Consider the following 19331-nt stretch of genomic DNA (forward strand, 5'->3'; position numbering starts at 1 on the left):
CCGTTCAGGTGTGCCTCACATGATATGGGAGTGCCCTCTCATGACCAGTTTTCGTCAGCCGGAGTAGCTCGACCAGCGGTTGGTCGCGCCCTCGTTGCTGATACTCAGTACCTCATAGGGATGGCCCGGAATATCCATACCCGGCGCACTCTGGGGCATACCCGGAATGGTCAGGCCGCGGATCGCCGGTTTTTCCCTGAGCAGCTTCTGCACATCGGCGGCCGGTACATGCCCCTCGATCACATAGCCGTTCACCACGCCGGTGTGGCAGGAGGCCAGTTCGGGTGCGATACCGTATTGCTGCTTCACTGCGCCGAGCTGCTCGGTTTCGATGACTTCGAGTTCGAAGCCATTCTGCTCCATGTGCTCATTCCAGCTCTGGCAGCAGCCACAATATTTGGATTTGTAGACGGTCATCTTCTCGGCCGCGAGGGCCGAAAAGCTGACGGTACCGGCCAGCATGGCCAGTAACAGGGGTTTGTACATCACTCACCTCAGATGAAAGAAAAGATGCCCGATACGGGATGAGTTTCAGATCTGAGTGCGAGGGGGGCGTTCGAGCCGCTCGCACGGGGCGTCCGGCATATAGAGAGAGGGAGAGGAGAAATCGGGGGTATCAGGTTCCAGCACGGCGACCGTCAGGCTGTCGCTGTTCACCAGCGTCATTGAGAGGGCGGTGGTAAAGCTGCCGCAGGGCATCGCTTTTTCCAGGGTACGCTCGCTCTGGCTGCAGTGAGGGGTCAGGGTGCAGAGGTCGGTTGCGGCCCGGCTGCCAAACGACATCAACACCAGCACCAGACTCCACAAGGGGAGCCAGCGACGGGCGTGAGCGAGTTGGCGACGGGTGAGAACCATGGTGTGACTCGAAAATAACAAGGGGCACATGGTAACCCTGTGCCCCGGGGGAGGGTCAAGCCCTCCCTATGGTGCCGGTCAGCGCAGATTAAGGTTGCTGACGGGTTGCCGCCAGCACGATCTCGCGCACGCAGACGTTGGCAGGCTGGTTCCAGGCGTAGAGCACGGCATCGGCGATCACTTCTGGCGCGATGACGCCGCCCATCTGATCTTTCCAGTCGTGATAACCGGCCTTGATGCTCTCGTCGGTGGTATGGCTGAGCAGTTCGGTCTCGACCGCACCCGGGGCTATGGTCACCATCCGCACGCCGACATCGGCCACCTCTTCCCGGATGTTCTCGGTCAGGGCGTGCACGGCGAACTTGGTGGCGCAGTAGGCGGCATGGTTCGGGAAGGTCTTGCGGCCGGCGATGGAGCTGATGTTGATGATGGTGCCGCTGCGGCGCTCCTTCATGCCGGCCAGTACTGCGTGGACGCCGTTCAGCACCCCCATCACGTTGATGTTGAGCATCTGCTGCCATTCGGCGGGATCCTGCACATCGGCCTGACCCAGCAGCATGACGCCGGCGTTGTTGACCATGCAGCCCACCGGGCCAAATTTGGCTTCTGCCTGCTGAACGGCGGCCTTCATGGCGGCGGTGTCGGTCACATCGACCCCGATGCAGAGGGTATCGGGCAGGTTCAGGGCCTGCATCGGCTCGACCCGACGTGCCAGCAGCAACAGCGGATGACCGGCAGCAGAGAAGGCTCGGGCGATGGCGGCACCGATCCCGGCGGAGGCGCCGGTGATCACGACGAGAGATTTGGACATGGGTCTTTCCTTCTGATTCAAGAGTCGGTTTGAGCAAACGGGTGGCTGGCCAGCACGGAACCCAATCACTATAGTCACTGCATCTATAAGTGATAAATATTGTTTTCCGCTGGTTATCATCTGAAAAAACTATGGTTGGGCTTATGCTGGATCTGAGATTGCTGCGTTTCTTCATCGCTATCTATGAAGAGAAGAACATCACGGCGGCGGCCGAGCGCTGCCACGTCAGTCAGCCCTCCCTCTCGGCGGGGCTGCGCCAGCTGGAAGAGGCGCTCGGTGACAGCCTGTTTATCCGGGGCAAGAAGGGGGTGGTGGCGAAAGATCCGGCCCACTATCTCTATCCCCACGCGGTCAAGCTGGTGGAGGAGGCGCGCCGTCTGCCGGAGCTGTTTCGCCAGAAAGCGACGCGTGCGCGGCTCAATATCGCCATCATGCCGGACTTGAGTCGCCGCCGGGTGGCCGGGCTGCTGCAGCAAGTACAGCGCGTGCTGCCGCAGCTGGATCTCACCCTCTCCGACTACACCACGCCCGCCGACTGCCGCTTGACGCTGGATGCCCTGCGTCGGGAGGACGAGATCTTCCTGCCGCTGTGGGAGGAGGATTACGTGCTCTGCGTGCCGGTCGACCATCCTCTGGCCAGTCGCGAGAGGATCGAACTGACCGAGCTACAACATTATGATTTTATTGAGTGCCCGCCCTGCGAGGCGCACCAGCAGACTATCGGTCTGCTGGCCTGTGACCGGCTTACCCTCAATCTGGTGGCCAAGGCACAGAGCAAGGGACTGGTGATGGCGCTGGTGCTGGCGGGGGTTGGCATCAGTTTTCTGCCGGACGGGCTGGTGGAGGATGAGGCGGGCCTCTGTACCCTGCCGGTGAGCGGGCCGCGGATGTTTCGCCGGATCGGCCTCTGCTATCCCGCCCACCAGACCCTCAATCCGGCGCTGCGGGAGTTGATCCCCGAGTTGGCAGGCTATGGCGCTTCCTGATAAGGTCGCTTTCCTGTGCACCTTTACGATGCAGCTCCTTAGACACCCCTTTTTCTGTTTACCGCGCCTTGCGCAGCAAGGCTTTGTTCGGGTGATGTGGTCATGAAACGCATTCTGGTTATTTTTTCCCATCCCGCTCTGCAGAGCTCGCGGGCCAACAAGCAGCTGTTGCAGGCGATTGAGGGGCTGGAGGGGGTCACGGTTCACGACCTCTACCAGCACTATCCCGACATGTTCATCGATGTGAAGCGAGAGCAGGCGTTGCTCTCCGAGCACGATATCATCGTCTTTCAGCACCCGTTTTACTGGTACTCCTGCCCGGCCATCATGAAAGAGTGGATGGATCTGGTGCTGGAGTATGGCTACGCCTACGGCCCCGAGGCCCACGCCCTGAAGGGCAAGCAGTGGCTGAGCGCCATCACCACCGGCGGGGCGCCGGAGTCCTACTGCAGCGAGGGGTACAACAGCCGACCGCTGCTCGATTTTCTGCTGCCATTTCAACAGGCTGCCACCTTGTGTGGCATGAACTGGCTACCTCCTTTCGTGTTGCACTCCTTTCACAAGATCAAGGATCCTGCCGCCCTGCGCCGCTGTGGTCAGGATTACCGCCAGCTGCTCTGCGCCCTGCGTGACGATCAGCTGACTCCGGAGCAGTTGGCCGGGCGTCCTTATCTACGGGACTTGCTGGAGGTGCTCTCATGAAACACGGGCAGTTTGTTGGCCGAGCTCATGAGCCGGACCAGATGTTCAAAAGGAGGGCTGACTGATGGGCCACGGGATCCTGTTTGATGCCTTTATCTACCTCTCTGCCGCCGTTATCGCGGTGCCGCTGGCCAAACGCTGGGGGCTGGGCTCGGTGCTCGGTTATCTGCTGGCGGGGATCATCATAGGCCCCTTCCTGCTGGGGCTGGTGGGCGAGCAGAAGGATGTGATGCACTTCGCCGAGTTTGGCGTGGTGCTGATGCTGTTTCTGGTCGGTCTTGAATTGCGTCCGGCCCTCTTGTGGCAACTGAAGGGGCCGATCCTCGGCACCGGCGGCCTGCAGGTGCTGCTCACCACCGCCGCGCTGACCGGCGTGGCGCATCTGATCGGTCTGCCACTGCAACAGGGGCTGGCCATCGGCCTGATCCTGGCGCTCTCTTCCACCGCCATCGTTCTGCAGAGCATGCAGGAGCGCAAGCTGATGCAGAGCGAGAGCGGTCGCTCCGCCTTTGCGGTGCTGCTGTTTCAGGATATTGCGGTCATTCCGATCCTGGCGCTGTTGCCGCTGCTGGCCATGGCGCCGGTGGCCAGCAATGGCGGATCCGAGCTGGCAGGCTGGCAGCATGGTCTGCTGGTGGTGGCCGCCATCTCCGGCATCGTGCTGGGTGGCCACTACCTGATGCGACCGGTGTTTCGCGCCATCGCCCAGTCCCACATGCGGGAGATCTTCGTCGCCGCCGCCCTGCTGCTGGTCATCGCCATTGCGGTGCTGATGGAGTCGGTGGGGCTCTCCCCCGCTCTCGGCTCTTTCCTCGCTGGCGTGGTGTTGGCCGACAGCGAATATCGCCACGAGCTGGAAGCGGACATAGAGCCGTTCAAGGGCTTGCTGCTCGGCCTCTTCTTCATGTCGGTGGGGGCGGGGATCGATTTCGGGCTGTTTGCCGAGCATCCCTTCCTGATACCAACTCTGGTCGTTGGCCTGATGGCGCTGAAATGGCTGGTGTTGATGGCGCTTGGCTTCGTTCTTCGCATTTCACCGAGTCAGCGCTGGACCTTTGCGCTGGCATTGGCGCAAGGGGGCGAGTTTGCCTTCGTGCTCTTCTCGTTTGCCGCCCAGAATCGGGTGCTGCCCGGTGAAACCATCTCCCTGCTGACGCTGGTGGTGGCGCTCTCCATGGCGTTGACCCCGCTGCTGCTGATCCTCAACGATCGGGTGATCCAGCCCTGGTTCGATTACCGTAACCAGAGCGACGCGCCGCAGCATGAGCAACCTGAACTGGTGGAGCATCCGGTGATCATCGCGGGCTTCGGCCGTTTTGGTCAGATCGTGGGGCGTCTGCTGCACGGTCACGGCATCGGCACCACCATCCTCGAGCAGGATGCCAGCCAGATAGAGACCCTGCGCAAGTATGGCTATCAGGTGTTCTATGGCGATGCCAGCCGGATCGATCTGCTCCATGCCGCAGGGGCGCACAAGGCGAAGCTGCTGGTGCTCTCTATCAACGATCCGGCTACCTCGCTGGCAGTGATCGAGATGGTGCAGAAGCACTTTCCGCATCTGAAGATCCTGGCGCGAGCGCTGGATCGACCCCATGCCCACGAGATCCTGCGGCACGGGGTCGAGAGCGTGCACCGGGAGACCCTGGGCTCGGCGGTCGATCTGGGGGTGGAAGCCCTGACCCAGCTCGGTTTTCGGGCCAACCAGGCCTGGCGGGCGGGGCAGACCTTCAAGCAGCACGATAACTGGCTGTTGCGCGAGCAGGTCAACTATCTGGACGACGAACACACGTATATCAACAAGAGCCTGCAATACCGGGAAATCCTCTCCGATCTGTTGCAAGACGACGAGGAGGGGCAGGAGCGTATCCATGCCCACAACTGGAATAGCGGGCTACCCGACGACGACAAGGAAGCAAAATGATTGCCTATTACCCCATGTTCAAACACCTGCATATGACGCTGGCACTGGTCAGTTTGCTGCTCTTTATCTATCGCTGGCGTCTGGCGCTGGCCGGCAGCGATCGGTTGCAGCAGAAGTGGCTGAAGATCCTGCCCCATATCAACGACACCTTCCTGCTGCTGTTTGGCGTGCTGCTGGCGGTGACCTTGCAGCTGAGCCCGGGTCAGCAACCCTGGCTGATGGCCAAGCTGATTGCACTGGTGCTCTATATCGGTCTGGGTGTGATGGCACTCAAGCGCCCGGCCCGCGGTCAGAAGCTGGTGGCCGGTGTGGCGGCGCTGGCGGTGTTCGGATACATGATCGGTGCGGCCATCACCAAGTCGGCCTGGTCGTGGCTGATGTAAACAGGAGAGGGGGAGGCCTGCCTCCCCATTTCGAGATAATATTCTGATTAATTATTTATTCATGGAATGTTTAACTGCCATTGGAGCGGCATATAGAACTTTAATTTGATGCTTTTCTTGCTAATTTAAGCCTGTGTTGACCCCGATTTGTTCTTTTTTGTGATTTAAAATCAATTACATATCGACGTTTGTATGAAAATGGCGACAGTTGTCGCAGCAAAACTTACGACATAGACTGTCGCAAGTCACGACTAGCATACAGTCAACGCTAAACCAGTGAAGGCATGCACCATGAGTAAGAAGCTGTTACGACAACTGACCTTGGCGCGTTGCATCCCGCACCGCCCTTACAAGCTGACCGCCAGCCAACTCCAGGTAAAACTGGAAGAGGAAGGTATCCACGTCAGTCTGCGTACCGTGCAGCGGGACCTGGAGGAGATGTCCGGCATGGGACTGTTCGACCTCACCTCGGACGAGCGCAGCAAACCCCATGGCTGGTGCTTCGAGCGCCACGGCCTCAACGACTTTGCCAATATCATGCCGCTCTCGCTGGCGGTGGCCCTGAAAACCTGGAGTGATCAGGCGAGCCAACTGTTGCCAGCGAGTGTACTGACCGAATTGAACCCGCTGGTCGACAAGGCGAGCCAGGTGATCCGCGACAGCCAGAGTGAACTGGCCGAGCGCTGGCTGGAGAGTGTCCACCAGTCGCCGCGCCCATTTGCTGGCAACCCGGAGATCCGCCGTAGCACCCTGATCCGCGATGCGCTCTGGCGTGGTCGCAAGTTCAGTGCCGAGATCCAGCGGGTGATCAAAGAGCGCACCGTGTGGCTCTGCTATGACCGGATCAACCCGCTCGGTATTCTCAATCAGCCGGACGGCCCGATCCTGCTCTGCACCTTGTCCGAGCTGGATCCCAAGGTTTACGGCATCCCGTTCGACCATATCAAGAACGTGGAGCTGACCAACTTCAGCGCCACCCAGCCGAAGGATTTCAATATCCAAAGGCTGATCCGCGATCAGGGCTATCAGGACGTGAGCGGCCCGATCCGCTTCGTCGGCCGGATTGATGCCAACAGCCAGTCGCTGGTGGATAACCAGATCCCCGGCAACAATCCGCGCATGACCCGCTATGACAAGCGCAGCGTGGTGGTCGAGACAGAGGTGCAAGACACCCCGGAGTTTCGCAGCTGGTTGAACAACATCAGCGGTGAACTGGAGGTGCTGGCGCCGGAATCGCTGCGTAAGGCCTATCTCAATCCGGCCAACCGCTTGAGCTGATTAAAAAATGGCAATGTTGAAGAGTCGAGCTTGGTCTCGGCTCTTTTTTTTGCTGTTTTTTTAAGCATATTTATTCAACTAATTTTTAAGTCTTAACGACAGGATTGAACCGTTTTCCTGCCCGGTTTTTGGGGGCGAAAGCCGTGTAAGAGATCTGCCATAGCCACTGTAAGAGGCTGGCGCGTCAAGCCGTACGTGAAGCCATGCCAGAATGATCGAGCTTTCCAGTGAAACTAAATAAGATGCTGATTTTAAAGATTTAGTTTTTAAGTTCATTTTTGGGAATGGGATCGCCATCGGATCTTTCTCGGAGAGTGGCCCTTGTTCGAGCCGCACATTTCCTTACTATGGGTCTCACAAGGACGGAGCTGGACCGGCAGGATGCAGGGCAGCGCATAAAGATGGAATAGTCTGCAGGATGCAGGCAAGGACACCTCAGGATGAGCTCGATAATCAGGATGATTATCGTCACGGATGAATAAAGGAACCCCGCGGGATGCGGCAGGACACTCTCAGGATGAGAGCAGAACGAACGGAACCTCGTTCTTCAGGATGAACAGGACCTCGCCGGATGCGAGAGGAATACTTCAGGATGAAGTGAGATAACCCGGATGGTTATCGGTCAGGATGACGCAAGGAACCCCCACAGGATGTGGTAACGGACACCTCCAGGATGGAGACAGTGAAGCAGTTCAGGATGAATTGCCAGGCCAGGAGCGCCGCAGGACACGCCAACGGATTGGAAAGGGGATATTCCAAAGGATTAGGATAACGTCAGGGATTGCAGGGAGCATTGCAGTTCTAAGGACAGGACGACACGACTCTAGGGGACGGCTACCGCCGTCCCCTTTTCTTTTATGGTTTGCCGGAGAGATTACCACGCTGGGCGGCGTTGACGATCTCTTGCAGGCGCTGACGAATGTCGACCATGCCAAACACGCCAAATATCAGCACAGTGACAAACTCGGTTTTGGTGATCGTGAAGTAGCGTTTGCACGCTGCCTTGATCATGCTGGCCTGCAGCCAGTGCAGCAGCGCGACGATCACGCCGCAGACTGGCAGAAAGCCGTTGAGTTTGCCCGGCAGCGGGGCAATCAGGCTCACCAGTACGCCAAACCAGAAAAACAGTACCAGCCCCATCGCCAGCAGATTAAAGACTCGCTTCATTGTTTACCTCCCGCAGATAGAGTTGATAGCAGACCTGACCTGCTTGTTTGTCCTTGAGCAACTGCCAGCTGGCAGGCAGTGCCAGATCGGCCATCTCTTTTTCCCGCTCCAGATAGATCAGGGCATCCGCTGCCAGCCAGCCGCGCTGTTCCAGCAGTGCGCACACTTGCGGCAGCAGCTCGCGGCGAAACGGCGGATCGAGAAACACCAGATCAAACGGAGTGGCTGGGCCTTGCAGCCAGCTCACCGCATCAGACTGGATAACCTGGCCCTGGCTGCTACCAAGTGCGGCCAGATTCTTCTTGATCTGGTCGGCGGCACCCTTGTCCATCTCGATCAGGGTCACTTGCTCGGCATAGCGTGACAGTGCCTCCAGCCCCAGTCCACCGCTGCCGGCAAACAGGTCGAGGCAACGGGTGCCGCGGATATGGGGGGCCAGCCAGTTAAAGATGGTCTCCTTGACGCGATCCGTGGTGGGTCTGAGCCCTTCCACATCCTTGACCGGCAATTTACGACCGCGCCACTGGCCGCTGATGATTCTTACAAAGCCCGATTTTCCTTGCGGGGCGGGACTTTGGCTCGGGTTGCTACGGCTGGATTTCACTCTGGGCATCGCGTTTCATCGTCAGAAAATAAAGTGGTAGTATAAGGCGGTTCATTTTTATTCCGACCCGCCAAGGGACGGCTATCTTAGCAGTCAGCCAACGAAGTGAGTATTTTTTAGATGGCAAAAGGTTTGTTTTCCTGGCTCGGTTTCGGCCGCAAGAAAGAAGAGGCTGAGGTTGTCCAACCACAGACACCCCAAGCCACCCCCGTTACCGTTGAGCCCGAGGTCGCTACTACCCCTGCTCCCGATACCACGCCGGCTGTTGCACCCGAAGTGCCTGCCAGCGCGCAACATAGCGTTCTGCATGATGATTGCTGTCTGCCGACCGAGCTGGATGACCATGGCCCGCTGGTGGTGGAGGAGTGTGCCTCCGACCTGGAGCCGGTGATCGTCAACGAAGCGCTGATCGCCGAAGAGGAGCGTGCTGCCGAAGCCGCTCGTATTGCTGCTGAAGCGCAAGCTGCCCGTATCGCGGCTGAAGCACAGGCCGCCGAAGCCGCTCGTATCGCTGCTGAAGCGCAAGCTGCCGAAGCCGCTCGTATCGCTGCTGAAGCGCAAGCTGCCGAAGCCGCTCGTATCGCTGCTGAAGCGCAAGCTGCCGAAGCCGCTCGTATTGCTGCTGAAGCACAGGCCGCCGAAGCCGCCCGTATCGCTGCTGAAGCACAGGCTGCCGAAGCTGCTCGCATTGCAGCGGAAGCACAGGCCGCCGAAGCTCAGGCTGCGGAAGAAGCCCGTATCGCAGCGCAAGCGCAAGCCGCTGAAGTAGCTCGTATTGCTGCGCAAGCACAGGCTGCCGAAGCTGCTCGTATCGCTGCTGAAGCACAGGCTGCCGAAGCTGCTCGTATTGCTGCTGAAGCACAGGCTGCTGAAGCCGCTCGTATTGCTGCGCAAGCGCAAGCCGCTGAAGTTGCTCGTATCGCCGCAGAAGCTCAGGCTGCTGAAGAGGCCCGTATCGCCAAAGAGGCCCAGCGAGCGGAAGATCTGCGGCTGGTAGCCGAGATGGAGGCTGAGGCCGCCGCGCTGGCTGCTCTGCCGCTGGCCGCTGCCGTGGATGACGACACTCAGGACAAGCCGCAGCGGGAGGGCTTTTTTGCCCGCCTCAAGCGCAGTCTGGTTCGTACCAAGGAGAACATAGGTTCCGGTTTTATCGGTCTGTTCCGTGGCAAGAAGATCGATGATGAGCTGTTTGAAGAGCTGGAGACCCAGCTGCTGACGGCCGATCTTGGCGTGGATACCACCCGCCATATCATCGATGGGCTGATTCAACATGCGGATCGCAAGCAGCTCAAGGATGCCGAGGCGCTCTACGGCCTGCTCAAGCAGGACATGGGCGCCATGCTGGCCAAGGTCGAGCAGCCACTGGTGATCGATACCAGCAAGAAGCCTTACGTGATCCTGATGGTCGGTGTGAACGGTGTCGGCAAGACCACCACCATCGGCAAGCTGGCCAAGCAGTTCCAGGCCGAAGGCAAGAGCGTGATGCTGGCGGCGGGTGACACCTTCCGTGCCGCTGCGGTCGAGCAGCTGCAGGTATGGGGTCAGCGCAACAACATTCCGGTGATTGCCCAGCATACCGGTGCTGATTCCGCTTCCGTCATTTATGACGCCATCGAGGCTGCCCGCTCCCGTGGTGCCGATGTGCTGATTGCCGACACCGCCGGTCGCCTGCAGAACAAGAGCAACCTGATGGAAGAGCTCAAGAAAGTGGTGCGGGTGATGAAGAAGCTGGATGAAGAGGCGCCCCACGAGATCATGCTGACCCTGGATGCGGGCACCGGTCAGAACGCCCTGAGCCAGGCCAAGCTGTTCAGCGAGGCGGTGGGTCTGGACGGGATCACGCTGACCAAGCTGGATGGTACTGCCAAGGGCGGGGTTATCTTCGCGGTGGCCGACAAGTTCCAGATCCCGATCCGTTATATCGGGGTGGGCGAGGGGATCGACGATCTGCGTCCCTTTGTGGCGAACGACTTTATCGAAGCGCTGTTCAGTCGTGATGAATAAGTCCGGTCGCGATGAGTAAGTGTCCCATGCCCCGACTTTGGTCGGGGTTTGTCAATGTCAGGGAACCGTCATGATTCGTTTTGATAAGGTCAGCAAGGTATACAGCGGTGGCCATCAGGCGCTGCAGAAGGTCAGCTTTCACCTGCAGAAGGGAGAGATGGCATTTCTGACCGGACACTCGGGGGCGGGCAAGAGTACCCTGCTCAAGCTGATCAGCGTGATGGAGCGTCCGACCGATGGCCGGGTGTTCTTTCATGGCGACGATGTCAGCCATATCCAGCGCAGCCAGATCCCCTATGTGCGTCGCCAGATCGGGATGATCTTTCAGGATCACCGGCTGCTGATGGATCGCACAGTGTTTGACAACGTGGCACTGCCGCTGGTGATCGATGGCTATAGCCATGCCGACATCAACAAGCGGGTCGCGGCGGCGCTGGACAAGGTGGGGTTGCTGGGCAAGGAGCGTTACCAGCCACGCCAGCTCTCTGGTGGTGAGCAGCAGCGGGTCGGTATCGCCCGTGCCATCGTCAACAAGCCACCCCTGCTGTTGGCGGATGAACCGACCGGTAATCTGGATCCCCAGCTCTCCATGGACATCATGCGGCTATTTCAGGAGTTCAACAATTTTGGGGTATCGGTGTTGATCGCCACCCACGATCTGGGATTGATTGCCCGTATGCGTTATCGCACCCTGACCCTCAAGGCGGGTCGTATGTATTCAGCCGGGGAGCAGCTCTGATGGCTATCGTTCGACATAAACAACCGCCACTGCGCCGTCTGATGATGTACGGGGTTGACCACGTGCGCCAAGCATTTGCCAGTCTGGGGGAGTTGTGGCGCAATCCGCTTGCTTCCCTGATGACCCTGGCGGTACTGGGCGTCAGTCTGGCGCTCCCCTCCTGCTTCCATGTGCTGCTGAAAAATGCCGAGGTGGTGGAGGGAAGCTGGCAGACCAGCTCCCAGATCTCGCTCTATCTGCGCAAGGATCTACCGGAACAGAGCATTCTCGATCTGCAGCAGCGGATTTTGCTCTACCCCGAGGTGGACTCCGTCACCTATCTGAGCCGGGACGATGCGTTGCGGGAATTTCGCGAGATTTCCGGCTTTGGTGATGCCCTCGACTACCTCGACAGCAACCCGCTGCCACCTGTGCTGAGCGTCATACCGGATCCGCGCTGGCAGAACCCGGAAGGGGCGGCCGAGTTGCTCGGCAAGCTCAACAACGAGGTGGGGGTCGAGCAAGGCAAGCTGGATCTGCAGTGGTTGACCCGTCTGCAGGGGATCATGAACTTGCTACGCCATACCATTACCGGTATCGCGGTGCTGCTGCTCTCCGCCGTGCTGCTGATCGTCGGCAACACCCTGCGCCTTAATATCCTTAACCAGCGCTCCGAGATCGAGGTGCTTAAACTGATTGGGGCGACCGATTCCTTCATTCACCGCCCTTTCCTTTATACCGGTATCTGGTTTGGCATCATTGGCGGCATGCTGGCCTGGTGGCTCACCGAAGTGATGGTGATCTGGAGCGAAGGGGTAGTGAAGGAGCTGGCCGGTTTGTATAACAGTAATTTCCGGCTGGTGGGCATGGGGGCGGTAGACGGGATCAACCTGATCCTGCTGGGTGCCCTGCTGGGGTTGATTGCCTCCTGGTTTTCGGTCCATCGCCACATTCGCGATATCGAACCATCTTGATTGATTTATCATCAAAGTAAATCACTGGATTTTGAGAAGCGGATCAAGTAAAAGAGGGGCCGTTTCTGGCTTGGCCCCCATAGTCAGAGTATTCTGAATAACAATGATCTTCCGGATCTTTGCTAGATCCGTTGAACCTTCTGATTTATAAGCAGTCTATTAAAGCTGAAGCATTTATACGAGTGTGGCCCCTCTGCCTTGCTCGTCAGACTTGGCAAGCATGTGAAGGTTGCGAGCTCCGCAACAATGGACTTAGCATGCTACTTTTCGGGGGTCCTTCATTGTGACCCCCTTTTTTTGACTGTTCATTCATGATTCATCCTGCAGGCCTAAGATAACCCGGTCTTAAACTGGGTCGGTATCTTTGATGCAGGCCGCAGAATGGCATCCGGTCGGTAGACAGACCCTCTCAGGGTGTTAGACTGATTCGATTGAAAAGTAAGAGGTAACAGATGGGAACTTCATTGCAGCGCACCATGGCCCTGATTCCGCAAGGTAGTCTGGAAGGCTATACCCAGGCAGTAAATTCTATTCCGGTGCTAAGCGCAGAGGAAGAGCGTGAACTGGCTGAGCGTTTGCAGCAGGATGGCGATCTCGAGGCTGCTCGTCAGCTGATTATGTCGCACCTGCGCTTTGTCGTTCATGTTGCCAAGAGTTATGCCGGTTACGGCCTGCCCCAGGCCGATCTGGTACAGGAAGGCAACATCGGCCTGATGAAGGCGGTCAAGCGCTTCGACCCGACGGTCGGCGTGCGTCTGGTCTCCTTTGCTGTGCACTGGATCAAGGCCGAAATCCACGAATATGTGCTGCGTAACTGGCGCATGGTCAAGGTGGCCACTACCAAGGCCCAGCGCAAGCTCTTCTTCAACCTGCGCAAATCCAAAAAGCGTCTGGGCTGGCTGAACCACGAAGAGGTTCAGGCCGTGGCTGCCGATCTTGGCGTCTCTGCCGCTGACGTGACCGAGATGGAAGGGCGGATGGCCAACTACGATCAGGCGTTCGATCTGGTTGGTGATGATGAAGAGGAAGGCGGTTTCGCACCGGTCCACTATCTGGAGGACAAATCCTCCGATCTGGCCGCGACCATCGAGAACGACAACTGGGACAATCATGCGACCCGTCGTCTGAGCTCGGCCCTCGCCACGCTGGATGAGCGCAGCCAGCACATCATCCGCGCCCGCTGGCTCGATGATGACAGCAAGACCACCCTGCAGGAGCTGGCCGATACCTACGGCGTCTCTGCCGAGCGAGTGCGTCAGCTTGAGAAAAACGCGCTCAAGAAGCTGAAAGATGCCATGGAGGCTTGATGTCTCCGCACTGAAAACAGGGCCTGATGGCCCTGTTTTTGTTTCTGTCGCCGGTAATCGAGGCTTGCCCTGATAACCCTGGGGTGTGTTATGTTGCCGCCACAGCCACATGATGGAGAGCAGAAGTGAAACTGTTGAACGACCTGTTTACCAACAACCGTGAGTGGGCCGAACGGATCAAGGCCGAAGATCCCGCCTTCTTTGCCACCCTCTCTGCCCAGCAGGCCCCCGAATACCTCTGGATCGGCTGCTCCGACAGCCGGGTTCCCGCCAACCAGCTGATGGGCTTGTTGCCGGGGGATGTCTTCGTCCACCGCAACGTCGCTAATCTGGTGGTGCATACCGATTTCAACTGCCTCTCTGTGCTGCAATACGCGGTGGAAGTGCTCAAGGTGAAGCACATCATCGTCTGCGGTCACTACGGTTGCGGCGGCGTCAAGGCCGCGATGCAGAACCAGGAGCTGGGTCTCATCGATAACTGGCTGCGCAACATCAAGGATGTCTACTTCAAGTATGGCGAGCAGCTTGAAGCCATCGAGGATGAGCACGAACGCTTCGACTACCTGTGCGAACTGAACGTAGCCGAGCAGGTAGCCAACGTCTGCCACACCACCATCATCCAGAATGCTTGGCGCAAAGGGCAGGAGCTGGCCATCCATGGCTGGATCTACGGGATCAAGGATGGCTTGCTGCACGATCTCGATCTCTGCATCAGTGGGCCGGATCAGATCCCCGATGTCTACCGCGCCTGGCCGGACATGCGTCCGCCCCACCGCCGCCGCTAGGGAGCTTCATGGTGGCGCCAGCCCTCTATCTGCAGATAAAGCAGCACATTCTGGACCGGATCCGCGAACGCCACTATCAGGCGGGGGACCGGATCCCGACCGAAGCAGCCCTGTGCGAGCAGTTCACCGTGAGCCGGATGACGGTCAACCGGGCGCTGCGCGAACTGATGGCGGAAGGGTGGCTGGTGCGTACCGCCGGTTCCGGCAGCTTCGTGGCGGACAGGCGTACCGAATCGCCGCTGCTGGCCATTCGCAATATTGCCGACGAGATCGCCGAGCGCGGCGGTGAGTACAGCGCCCGGGTGATCCGCTTGCAGCGACTGGCCGCTGACGAGAAGGTGGCGGTACAACTGGGGCTGCGGGTTGGTGCCCCGATCTTTCACAGCCTGATCGTCCATCAGGCCGATGGCGAGCCGCTGCAGTTGGAGGAGCGCTTCGTCGATGCCGGGCGCTTGCCGGGCTATGGCGAACAGGATTTCACCCAACAGACCCCCAACCGCTATCTGATGGAGGTTTGCCCCCTGTCGGAGATGGAGCACGTGGTAGAAGCCGTGCTGCCGAGCGCCGGTGAGGCGGGATTGTTGCAAATTCGCGTAGATTCCCCTTGCCTGTTGTTGCACCGGCGCACCTGGTCGGAGGGGCATCTGGTCTCCTACGCCCGTTTGCTCTCCCCCGGTTCCCGCTACAAGCTCAGCTCCAAGACTCAATTAGAGTGATTGTCTATACATATCGATTTTTCCAAGCCCACCTCCGGTGGGCTTTTTTGTGCTTAAGCTCTAAGTTTGATGCTGTTATCAGGATGTGAATTCTGCTCTTTCTTTCATCATAGAGATCGACTATAAGTATATGTATATACATTTGAGGTCGCTATGAATAAGGAACTGTTGAACTGCGAGCGGGTCTGGCTCAACGTGACGCCCGCCACTCTGAATGACGAGCTGGTCGACTACGGCCTGTTGCCGCCTCACGCCATCGGCGTGAAGAATGGCAAGATCCACGCGCTGGTACCGATGCAGGATCTCAAGGGCTCCCATCCCGCTCATTGGCAGGATATGCAGGGCAAGCTGGTCACCCCCGGCCTTATCGATTGTCACACCCATCTGGTCTTCGCCGGCAGCCGTGCCGAAGAGTTCGAGCTGCGCCAGCAGGGAGTGCCCTATGCCGAGATCGCCCGTCGGGGCGGTGGCATCATCAGCACGGTGCGTGCGACCCGTGAGGCCTGCGAGGATCAGCTGTTCGAGCTGGCGTTGCCGAGGGTGAAATCCCTGATCCGCGAAGGGGTCACCACGGTGGAGATCAAGTCCGGCTATGGCCTCACTCTGGATGATGAACTCAAGATGCTGCGGGTGGCCCGCCGACTGGGGGAGGCGTTGCCGATCCGGGTCAAGACCACTTTGCTGGCTGCCCATGCGGTGCCGCCGGAGTATCGCGACGATCCCGACAGCTGGGTCGAGACCATCTGTCAGGAGATCATCCCGGCCGCCGCCGAGGCGGGGCTGGCCGATGCGGTGGACGTTTTCTGCGAGCACATCGGCTTCTCGCTGGCCCAGACCGAGCAGGTCTATCTGGCGGCGGATCAGTACGGCCTGCCGGTGAAGGGGCACATGGATCAGCTCTCCAATCTGGGAGGCAGCACGCTGGCAGCCAACTTTGGCGCCCTCTCGGTGGATCATCTGGAGTATCTGGATCCGGAAGGGATCCTGGCGCTGGCCCATCGCGGCGTGGTCGCCACCTTGCTGCCCACCGCCTTCTACTTCCTCAAAGAGACCAAGCTGCCGCCGGTCGCCGCCCTGCGCAAGGCGGGTGTGGCGATGGCGGTCTCCTCCGACATCAACCCGGGCACCGCCCCCATCGTCTCGCTGCGGATGGCGATGAACATGGCTTGCACCCTGTTTGGCCTGACCCCGGTGGAGGCGATGGTCGGGGTGACCCGCCACGCTGCAAAAGCGCTCGGCGAGCAGGCACGCCTTGGTCAGCTCAAGGTGGGGATGGCGGCCGATGTCCTGATCTGGCACTGCGCCCATCCCGCTGAAATCAGCTATCTGGTCGGCGTCGATCAGCTGGCAGGCCGCATCTTCAACGGCGAGGAGAGCCTGCATGCGTGAGTTGAACCCTGTGGATATGAGTCTCTGGCAGGGACGGCAGGATCCGGAAGATGGCGAGTTAGCCCTGCGCTGGCACGACAAGGTGCAGCCCTGGGCCGCCGGGGCACAAGAGGCTGCCGGGGCACAAGAGGCAGCTGGTGTAGTGCTGCTCGGCTTTGCCTGTGACGAAGGGGTGCGCCGCAACAAGGGGCGCATTGGCGCTGCTGGTGCGCCGTTGGTGGTGCGCAAGCTGCTCGCCAACACCGCCTGGCACCTGAATCACCCCGTCTACGATGGCGGGGATGTGAGTTGCCCCGATGGCGATCTCGACGCTGCCCACGGCCGTCTGGCCCAGCGGGTCGCCACTGCACTCGATCTGGGCCACGTCCCGCTGGTGCTGGGGGGCGGCCACGAGGTGGCCTTCGGCAGCTGGAGCGGCCTCAACCGTCATCTGGGCGGGAGTGGCAAGGTCGGCATCATCAATTTCGACGCCCATTTCGATCTGCGGATGAAGCTGGAACTGGCAAGCTCCGGCACCCCATTCTTCCAGATTGCCGAGCAGTGCGCCGCTCAGGGCACGCCGTTTCATTACGCCTGCCTCGGGGTGGCCGAGACTGCCAATACCCAAGCCTTGTTTGCCCGCGCCGAGGCGCTGGGAGTGTGGCATGTGCTGGATGAGGCGATGACTCAGGCCGAGCTGCCAGCCTTGCTAAGCGGGCTGGACGCCTTTATCGCCGAGTGTGATCACCTCTACCTCACCATCGATCTCGATGTGCTGCCCGCCGCCGTGATGCCGGGGGTGAGCGCCCCCGCCGCCCGTGGTGTGGAGTTGGCGGTGATCGAACCGCTCATCGCCCATATCCGCGCCAGCGGCAAGCTGCGGCTTGCCGATCTGGCCGAGCTTAACCCGATGCTGGATCAGGATAACCGCAGTGCCCGCGTGGCTGCGCGACTGGTTCATCTGTTGACCCGTTAACCCTTTGGCCGCAGGTCGCCGAAGGCACCCTATTGATACAACAAGGAGTGTGTATGTCTGTGCAACAGCAGGATCCCCGTACTGATTCCAGAACTGACCCTAACCGCGTGATCCGTGCCCCGCGCGGCACTGAACTGACCGCCAAGAGCTGGCTCACCGAGGCGCCGCTGCGGATGCTGATGAACAATCTGGATCCCGAGGTGGCCGAGCATCCCCAGTCGCTGGTGGTCTATGGCGGCATTGGCCGCGCCGCCCGTAACTGGGCCTGCTACGACAAGATCGTCGAGGTGCTGACCCGGCTGGAGGAAGACGAGACCCTGCTGGTGCAATCCGGCAAGCCGGTCGGGGTATTTCAGACCCACAAGGATGCGCCGCGGGTGCTGATCGCCAACTCCAATCTGGTGCCCCACTGGGCCAACTGGGAGCACTTCAACGAGCTCGATAAGAAGGGCTTGATGATGTACGGCCAGATGACCGCGGGATCCTGGATCTACATCGGTACCCAGGGGATCGTACAGGGCACCTACGAAACCTTCTTCGCGGTGGCCAACCAGCACTTCAACGGGTCGCCTGCGGGCCGCTGGATCCTCACCGGCGGTCTCGGTGGCATGGGCGGCGCCCAGCCGCTGGCGGCCACCATGGCCGGTTTCTCGATGATCGCCGTGGAGTGCGATGAGACCCGCATCGATTTTCGCCTCAAGACCCGCTATGTGGACAAGAAGGCTCACAGCCTGGATGAGGCGCTGGCCATGGTCGAGGAGGCCAAACGCAGTGGCACCGCCGTCTCCGTCGGTCTGCTCGGCAACGCCGCAGATGTGTTCGCCGAGCTGGTGACCCGTGGCATCACCCCGGATGTGGTGACAGACCAGACCTCCGCCCACGACCCGATCCACGGCTACCTGCCGCAGGGCTGGAGCGTGGCTAAGTGGCGCGAGCTGCAACAGAGCGCCCCGCAGGAGGTGAATCTGGCCGCCCGTCGCTCCATGGCCCGTCAGGTGGCGTCCATGCTGGCCCTGCAAGCCCGTGGCGCCGCCACCCTGGATTACGGCAACAACATACGCCAGATGGCGCTGGAGGAGGGGGTGGCGAACGCTTTCGACTTCCCCGGCTTCGTGCCTGCCTACATTCGCCCGCTGTTCTGCGAGGGGATAGGCCCGTTCCGCTGGGTGGCCCTCTCCGGCGATCCGGAAGATATCTACAAGACCGATCAGAAGGTGAAAGAGCTGATCCCGGACGATCCTCACCTGCACAACTGGCTCGACATGGCCCGCGAGCGCATTGCGTTTCAGGGGTTGCCGGCGCGGATCTGCTGGGTCGGGGTCAAGGATCGGGTACGCCTCGGGCTGGCCTTCAACGAGATGGTGAAAAACGGCGAGCTGAAGGCGCCCATCGTCATCGGCCGCGACCATCTGGATTCCGGTTCGGTGGCGAGCCCGAACCGCGAAACCGAAGCCATGATGGATGGCTCCGATGCCGTCTCCGATTGGCCGCTGCTCAACGCCCTGCTCAATACCGCCGGTGGTGCGACTTGGGTGTCGCTGCACCACGGCGGCGGGGTAGGCATGGGCTTCTCCCAGCACTCCGGCGTGGTGATCGTCTGCGACGGCTCCGATGACGCGGCCCGCCGCGTGGGTCGGGTGCTGCGCAACGATCCGGCCACCGGCGTGATGCGCCATGCGGATGCGGGCTACGAGATTGCCATCAACTGTGCCCACGAGACAAAACTGGATCTGCCGATGTTAGGCGGCGCCAACGGTGTCAAAGGAAAGGTGTAAC

Annotated in this window: 19 protein-coding genes; 14 read left to right on the forward strand and 5 right to left on the reverse strand. The window is 59.9% G+C overall.

Annotated elements, in window-relative coordinates; genetic code table 11:
* Positions 1 to 54: 54 nt before the first annotated feature.
* The 3 genes from ACY8FN_RS05160 to ACY8FN_RS05170 form a co-directional block, all read right to left on the reverse strand.
* On the reverse strand, positions 55 to 486 hold the full coding sequence (locus tag ACY8FN_RS05160; protein WP_463099396.1) for a DUF411 domain-containing protein: 432 nt from the start codon (positions 484 to 486) through the stop codon (positions 55 to 57).
* A gap of 45 nt (positions 487 to 531) precedes the next feature.
* On the reverse strand, positions 532 to 855 hold the full coding sequence (locus ACY8FN_RS05165) for a hypothetical protein (RefSeq protein ID WP_101316702.1): 324 nt from the start codon (positions 853 to 855) through the stop codon (positions 532 to 534).
* 88 nt (positions 856 to 943) lie between these two features.
* Complete coding sequence (locus ACY8FN_RS05170) at positions 944 to 1666, reverse strand: SDR family oxidoreductase (protein ID WP_005348556.1); 723 nt, start codon at positions 1664 to 1666, stop codon at positions 944 to 946.
* Between the two features lie 143 nt (positions 1667 to 1809).
* On the opposite strand from ACY8FN_RS05170, the gene ACY8FN_RS05175 reads away from it, so the two are divergent.
* The 5 genes from ACY8FN_RS05175 (at position 1810) to ACY8FN_RS05195 (ending at position 6936) form a co-directional block, all read left to right on the forward strand.
* Positions 1810 to 2652: a LysR family transcriptional regulator gene (locus ACY8FN_RS05175; RefSeq protein ID WP_463099397.1), complete on the forward strand. Its 843-nt coding sequence runs from the start codon at positions 1810 to 1812 to the stop codon at positions 2650 to 2652.
* Between the two features lie 102 nt (positions 2653 to 2754).
* Positions 2755 to 3354: a glutathione-regulated potassium-efflux system oxidoreductase KefF gene (kefF, locus tag ACY8FN_RS05180; protein ID WP_101345994.1), complete on the forward strand. Its 600-nt coding sequence runs from the start codon at positions 2755 to 2757 to the stop codon at positions 3352 to 3354.
* 64 nt (positions 3355 to 3418) lie between these two features.
* Complete coding sequence (locus tag ACY8FN_RS05185) at positions 3419 to 5275, forward strand: monovalent cation:proton antiporter-2 (CPA2) family protein (RefSeq protein ID WP_463099398.1); 1857 nt, start codon at positions 3419 to 3421, stop codon at positions 5273 to 5275.
* Positions 5272 to 5658 (forward strand): SirB2 family protein, encoded by a 387-nt coding sequence (locus ACY8FN_RS05190; protein WP_033137694.1) that lies wholly within the window; start codon positions 5272 to 5274, stop codon positions 5656 to 5658. Before ACY8FN_RS05185 ends, ACY8FN_RS05190 begins: the two co-directional genes overlap by 4 nt.
* 291 nt (positions 5659 to 5949) lie before the next feature.
* The gene (locus ACY8FN_RS05195; protein ID WP_042019711.1) at positions 5950 to 6936 is read left to right on the forward strand and encodes a helix-turn-helix transcriptional regulator; all 987 of its coding nucleotides are present in this window, start codon (positions 5950 to 5952) and stop codon (positions 6934 to 6936) included.
* Between the two features lie 855 nt (positions 6937 to 7791).
* Here ACY8FN_RS05195 and ACY8FN_RS05200 read toward each other — a convergent pair.
* Both ACY8FN_RS05200 and rsmD read right to left on the reverse strand, forming a co-directional pair.
* Entirely contained in the window at positions 7792 to 8103 is a 312-nt protein-coding gene (locus ACY8FN_RS05200; RefSeq protein ID WP_101316716.1) for a DUF1145 domain-containing protein, read from the reverse strand.
* Positions 8087 to 8716 carry a 16S rRNA (guanine(966)-N(2))-methyltransferase RsmD gene (rsmD, locus tag ACY8FN_RS05205; protein ID WP_101316718.1) on the reverse strand — a complete coding sequence of 210 codons (630 nt, stop codon included), beginning with the start codon at positions 8714 to 8716 and terminating at the stop codon, positions 8087 to 8089. The genes ACY8FN_RS05200 and rsmD overlap by 17 nt, the downstream gene beginning before the upstream one ends.
* A 111-nt stretch (positions 8717 to 8827) precedes the next feature.
* Between rsmD and ftsY the strand changes: the two genes are divergently transcribed.
* The 9 genes from ftsY (at position 8828) to hutU (ending at position 19330) form a co-directional block, all read left to right on the forward strand.
* Positions 8828 to 10711, forward strand: coding sequence for a signal recognition particle-docking protein FtsY (gene ftsY / locus ACY8FN_RS05210; protein WP_463099399.1), 1884 nt, complete (start codon positions 8828 to 8830; stop codon positions 10709 to 10711).
* 70 nt (positions 10712 to 10781) lie between these two features.
* Positions 10782 to 11450 carry a cell division ATP-binding protein FtsE gene (ftsE, locus tag ACY8FN_RS05215; RefSeq protein WP_042019703.1) on the forward strand — a complete coding sequence of 223 codons (669 nt, stop codon included), beginning with the start codon at positions 10782 to 10784 and terminating at the stop codon, positions 11448 to 11450.
* A complete protein-coding gene (gene ftsX, locus ACY8FN_RS05220) occupies positions 11450 to 12403 on the forward strand; it encodes a permease-like cell division protein FtsX (RefSeq protein ID WP_042019701.1) in 954 nt (317 codons plus the stop codon). Before ftsE ends, ftsX begins: the two co-directional genes overlap by 1 nt.
* A gap of 452 nt (positions 12404 to 12855) precedes the next feature.
* Positions 12856 to 13710, forward strand: coding sequence for an RNA polymerase sigma factor RpoH (gene rpoH, locus ACY8FN_RS05225; protein ID WP_101316722.1), 855 nt, complete (start codon positions 12856 to 12858; stop codon positions 13708 to 13710).
* 125 nt (positions 13711 to 13835) lie between these two features.
* The gene (gene can / locus ACY8FN_RS05230) at positions 13836 to 14495 is read left to right on the forward strand and encodes a carbonate dehydratase (RefSeq protein WP_101316724.1); all 660 of its coding nucleotides are present in this window, start codon (positions 13836 to 13838) and stop codon (positions 14493 to 14495) included.
* 11 nt (positions 14496 to 14506) lie between these two features.
* Positions 14507 to 15211 (forward strand): histidine utilization repressor, encoded by a 705-nt coding sequence (gene hutC, locus ACY8FN_RS05235; protein ID WP_101346031.1) that lies wholly within the window; start codon positions 14507 to 14509, stop codon positions 15209 to 15211.
* A 153-nt stretch (positions 15212 to 15364) separates the two neighbouring features.
* Positions 15365 to 16600 carry an imidazolonepropionase gene (gene hutI, locus ACY8FN_RS05240; RefSeq protein ID WP_463099400.1) on the forward strand — a complete coding sequence of 412 codons (1236 nt, stop codon included), beginning with the start codon at positions 15365 to 15367 and terminating at the stop codon, positions 16598 to 16600.
* Complete coding sequence (gene hutG / locus ACY8FN_RS05245) at positions 16593 to 17555, forward strand: formimidoylglutamase (protein ID WP_463099401.1); 963 nt, start codon at positions 16593 to 16595, stop codon at positions 17553 to 17555. Before hutI ends, hutG begins: the two co-directional genes overlap by 8 nt.
* Positions 17556 to 17608: 53 nt before the next feature.
* Positions 17609 to 19330: a urocanate hydratase gene (hutU, locus tag ACY8FN_RS05250; RefSeq protein WP_463099402.1), complete on the forward strand. Its 1722-nt coding sequence runs from the start codon at positions 17609 to 17611 to the stop codon at positions 19328 to 19330.
* Position 19331 lies beyond the last annotated feature (1 nt).

Source organism: Aeromonas sp. 160P (genome assembly GCF_055193095.1).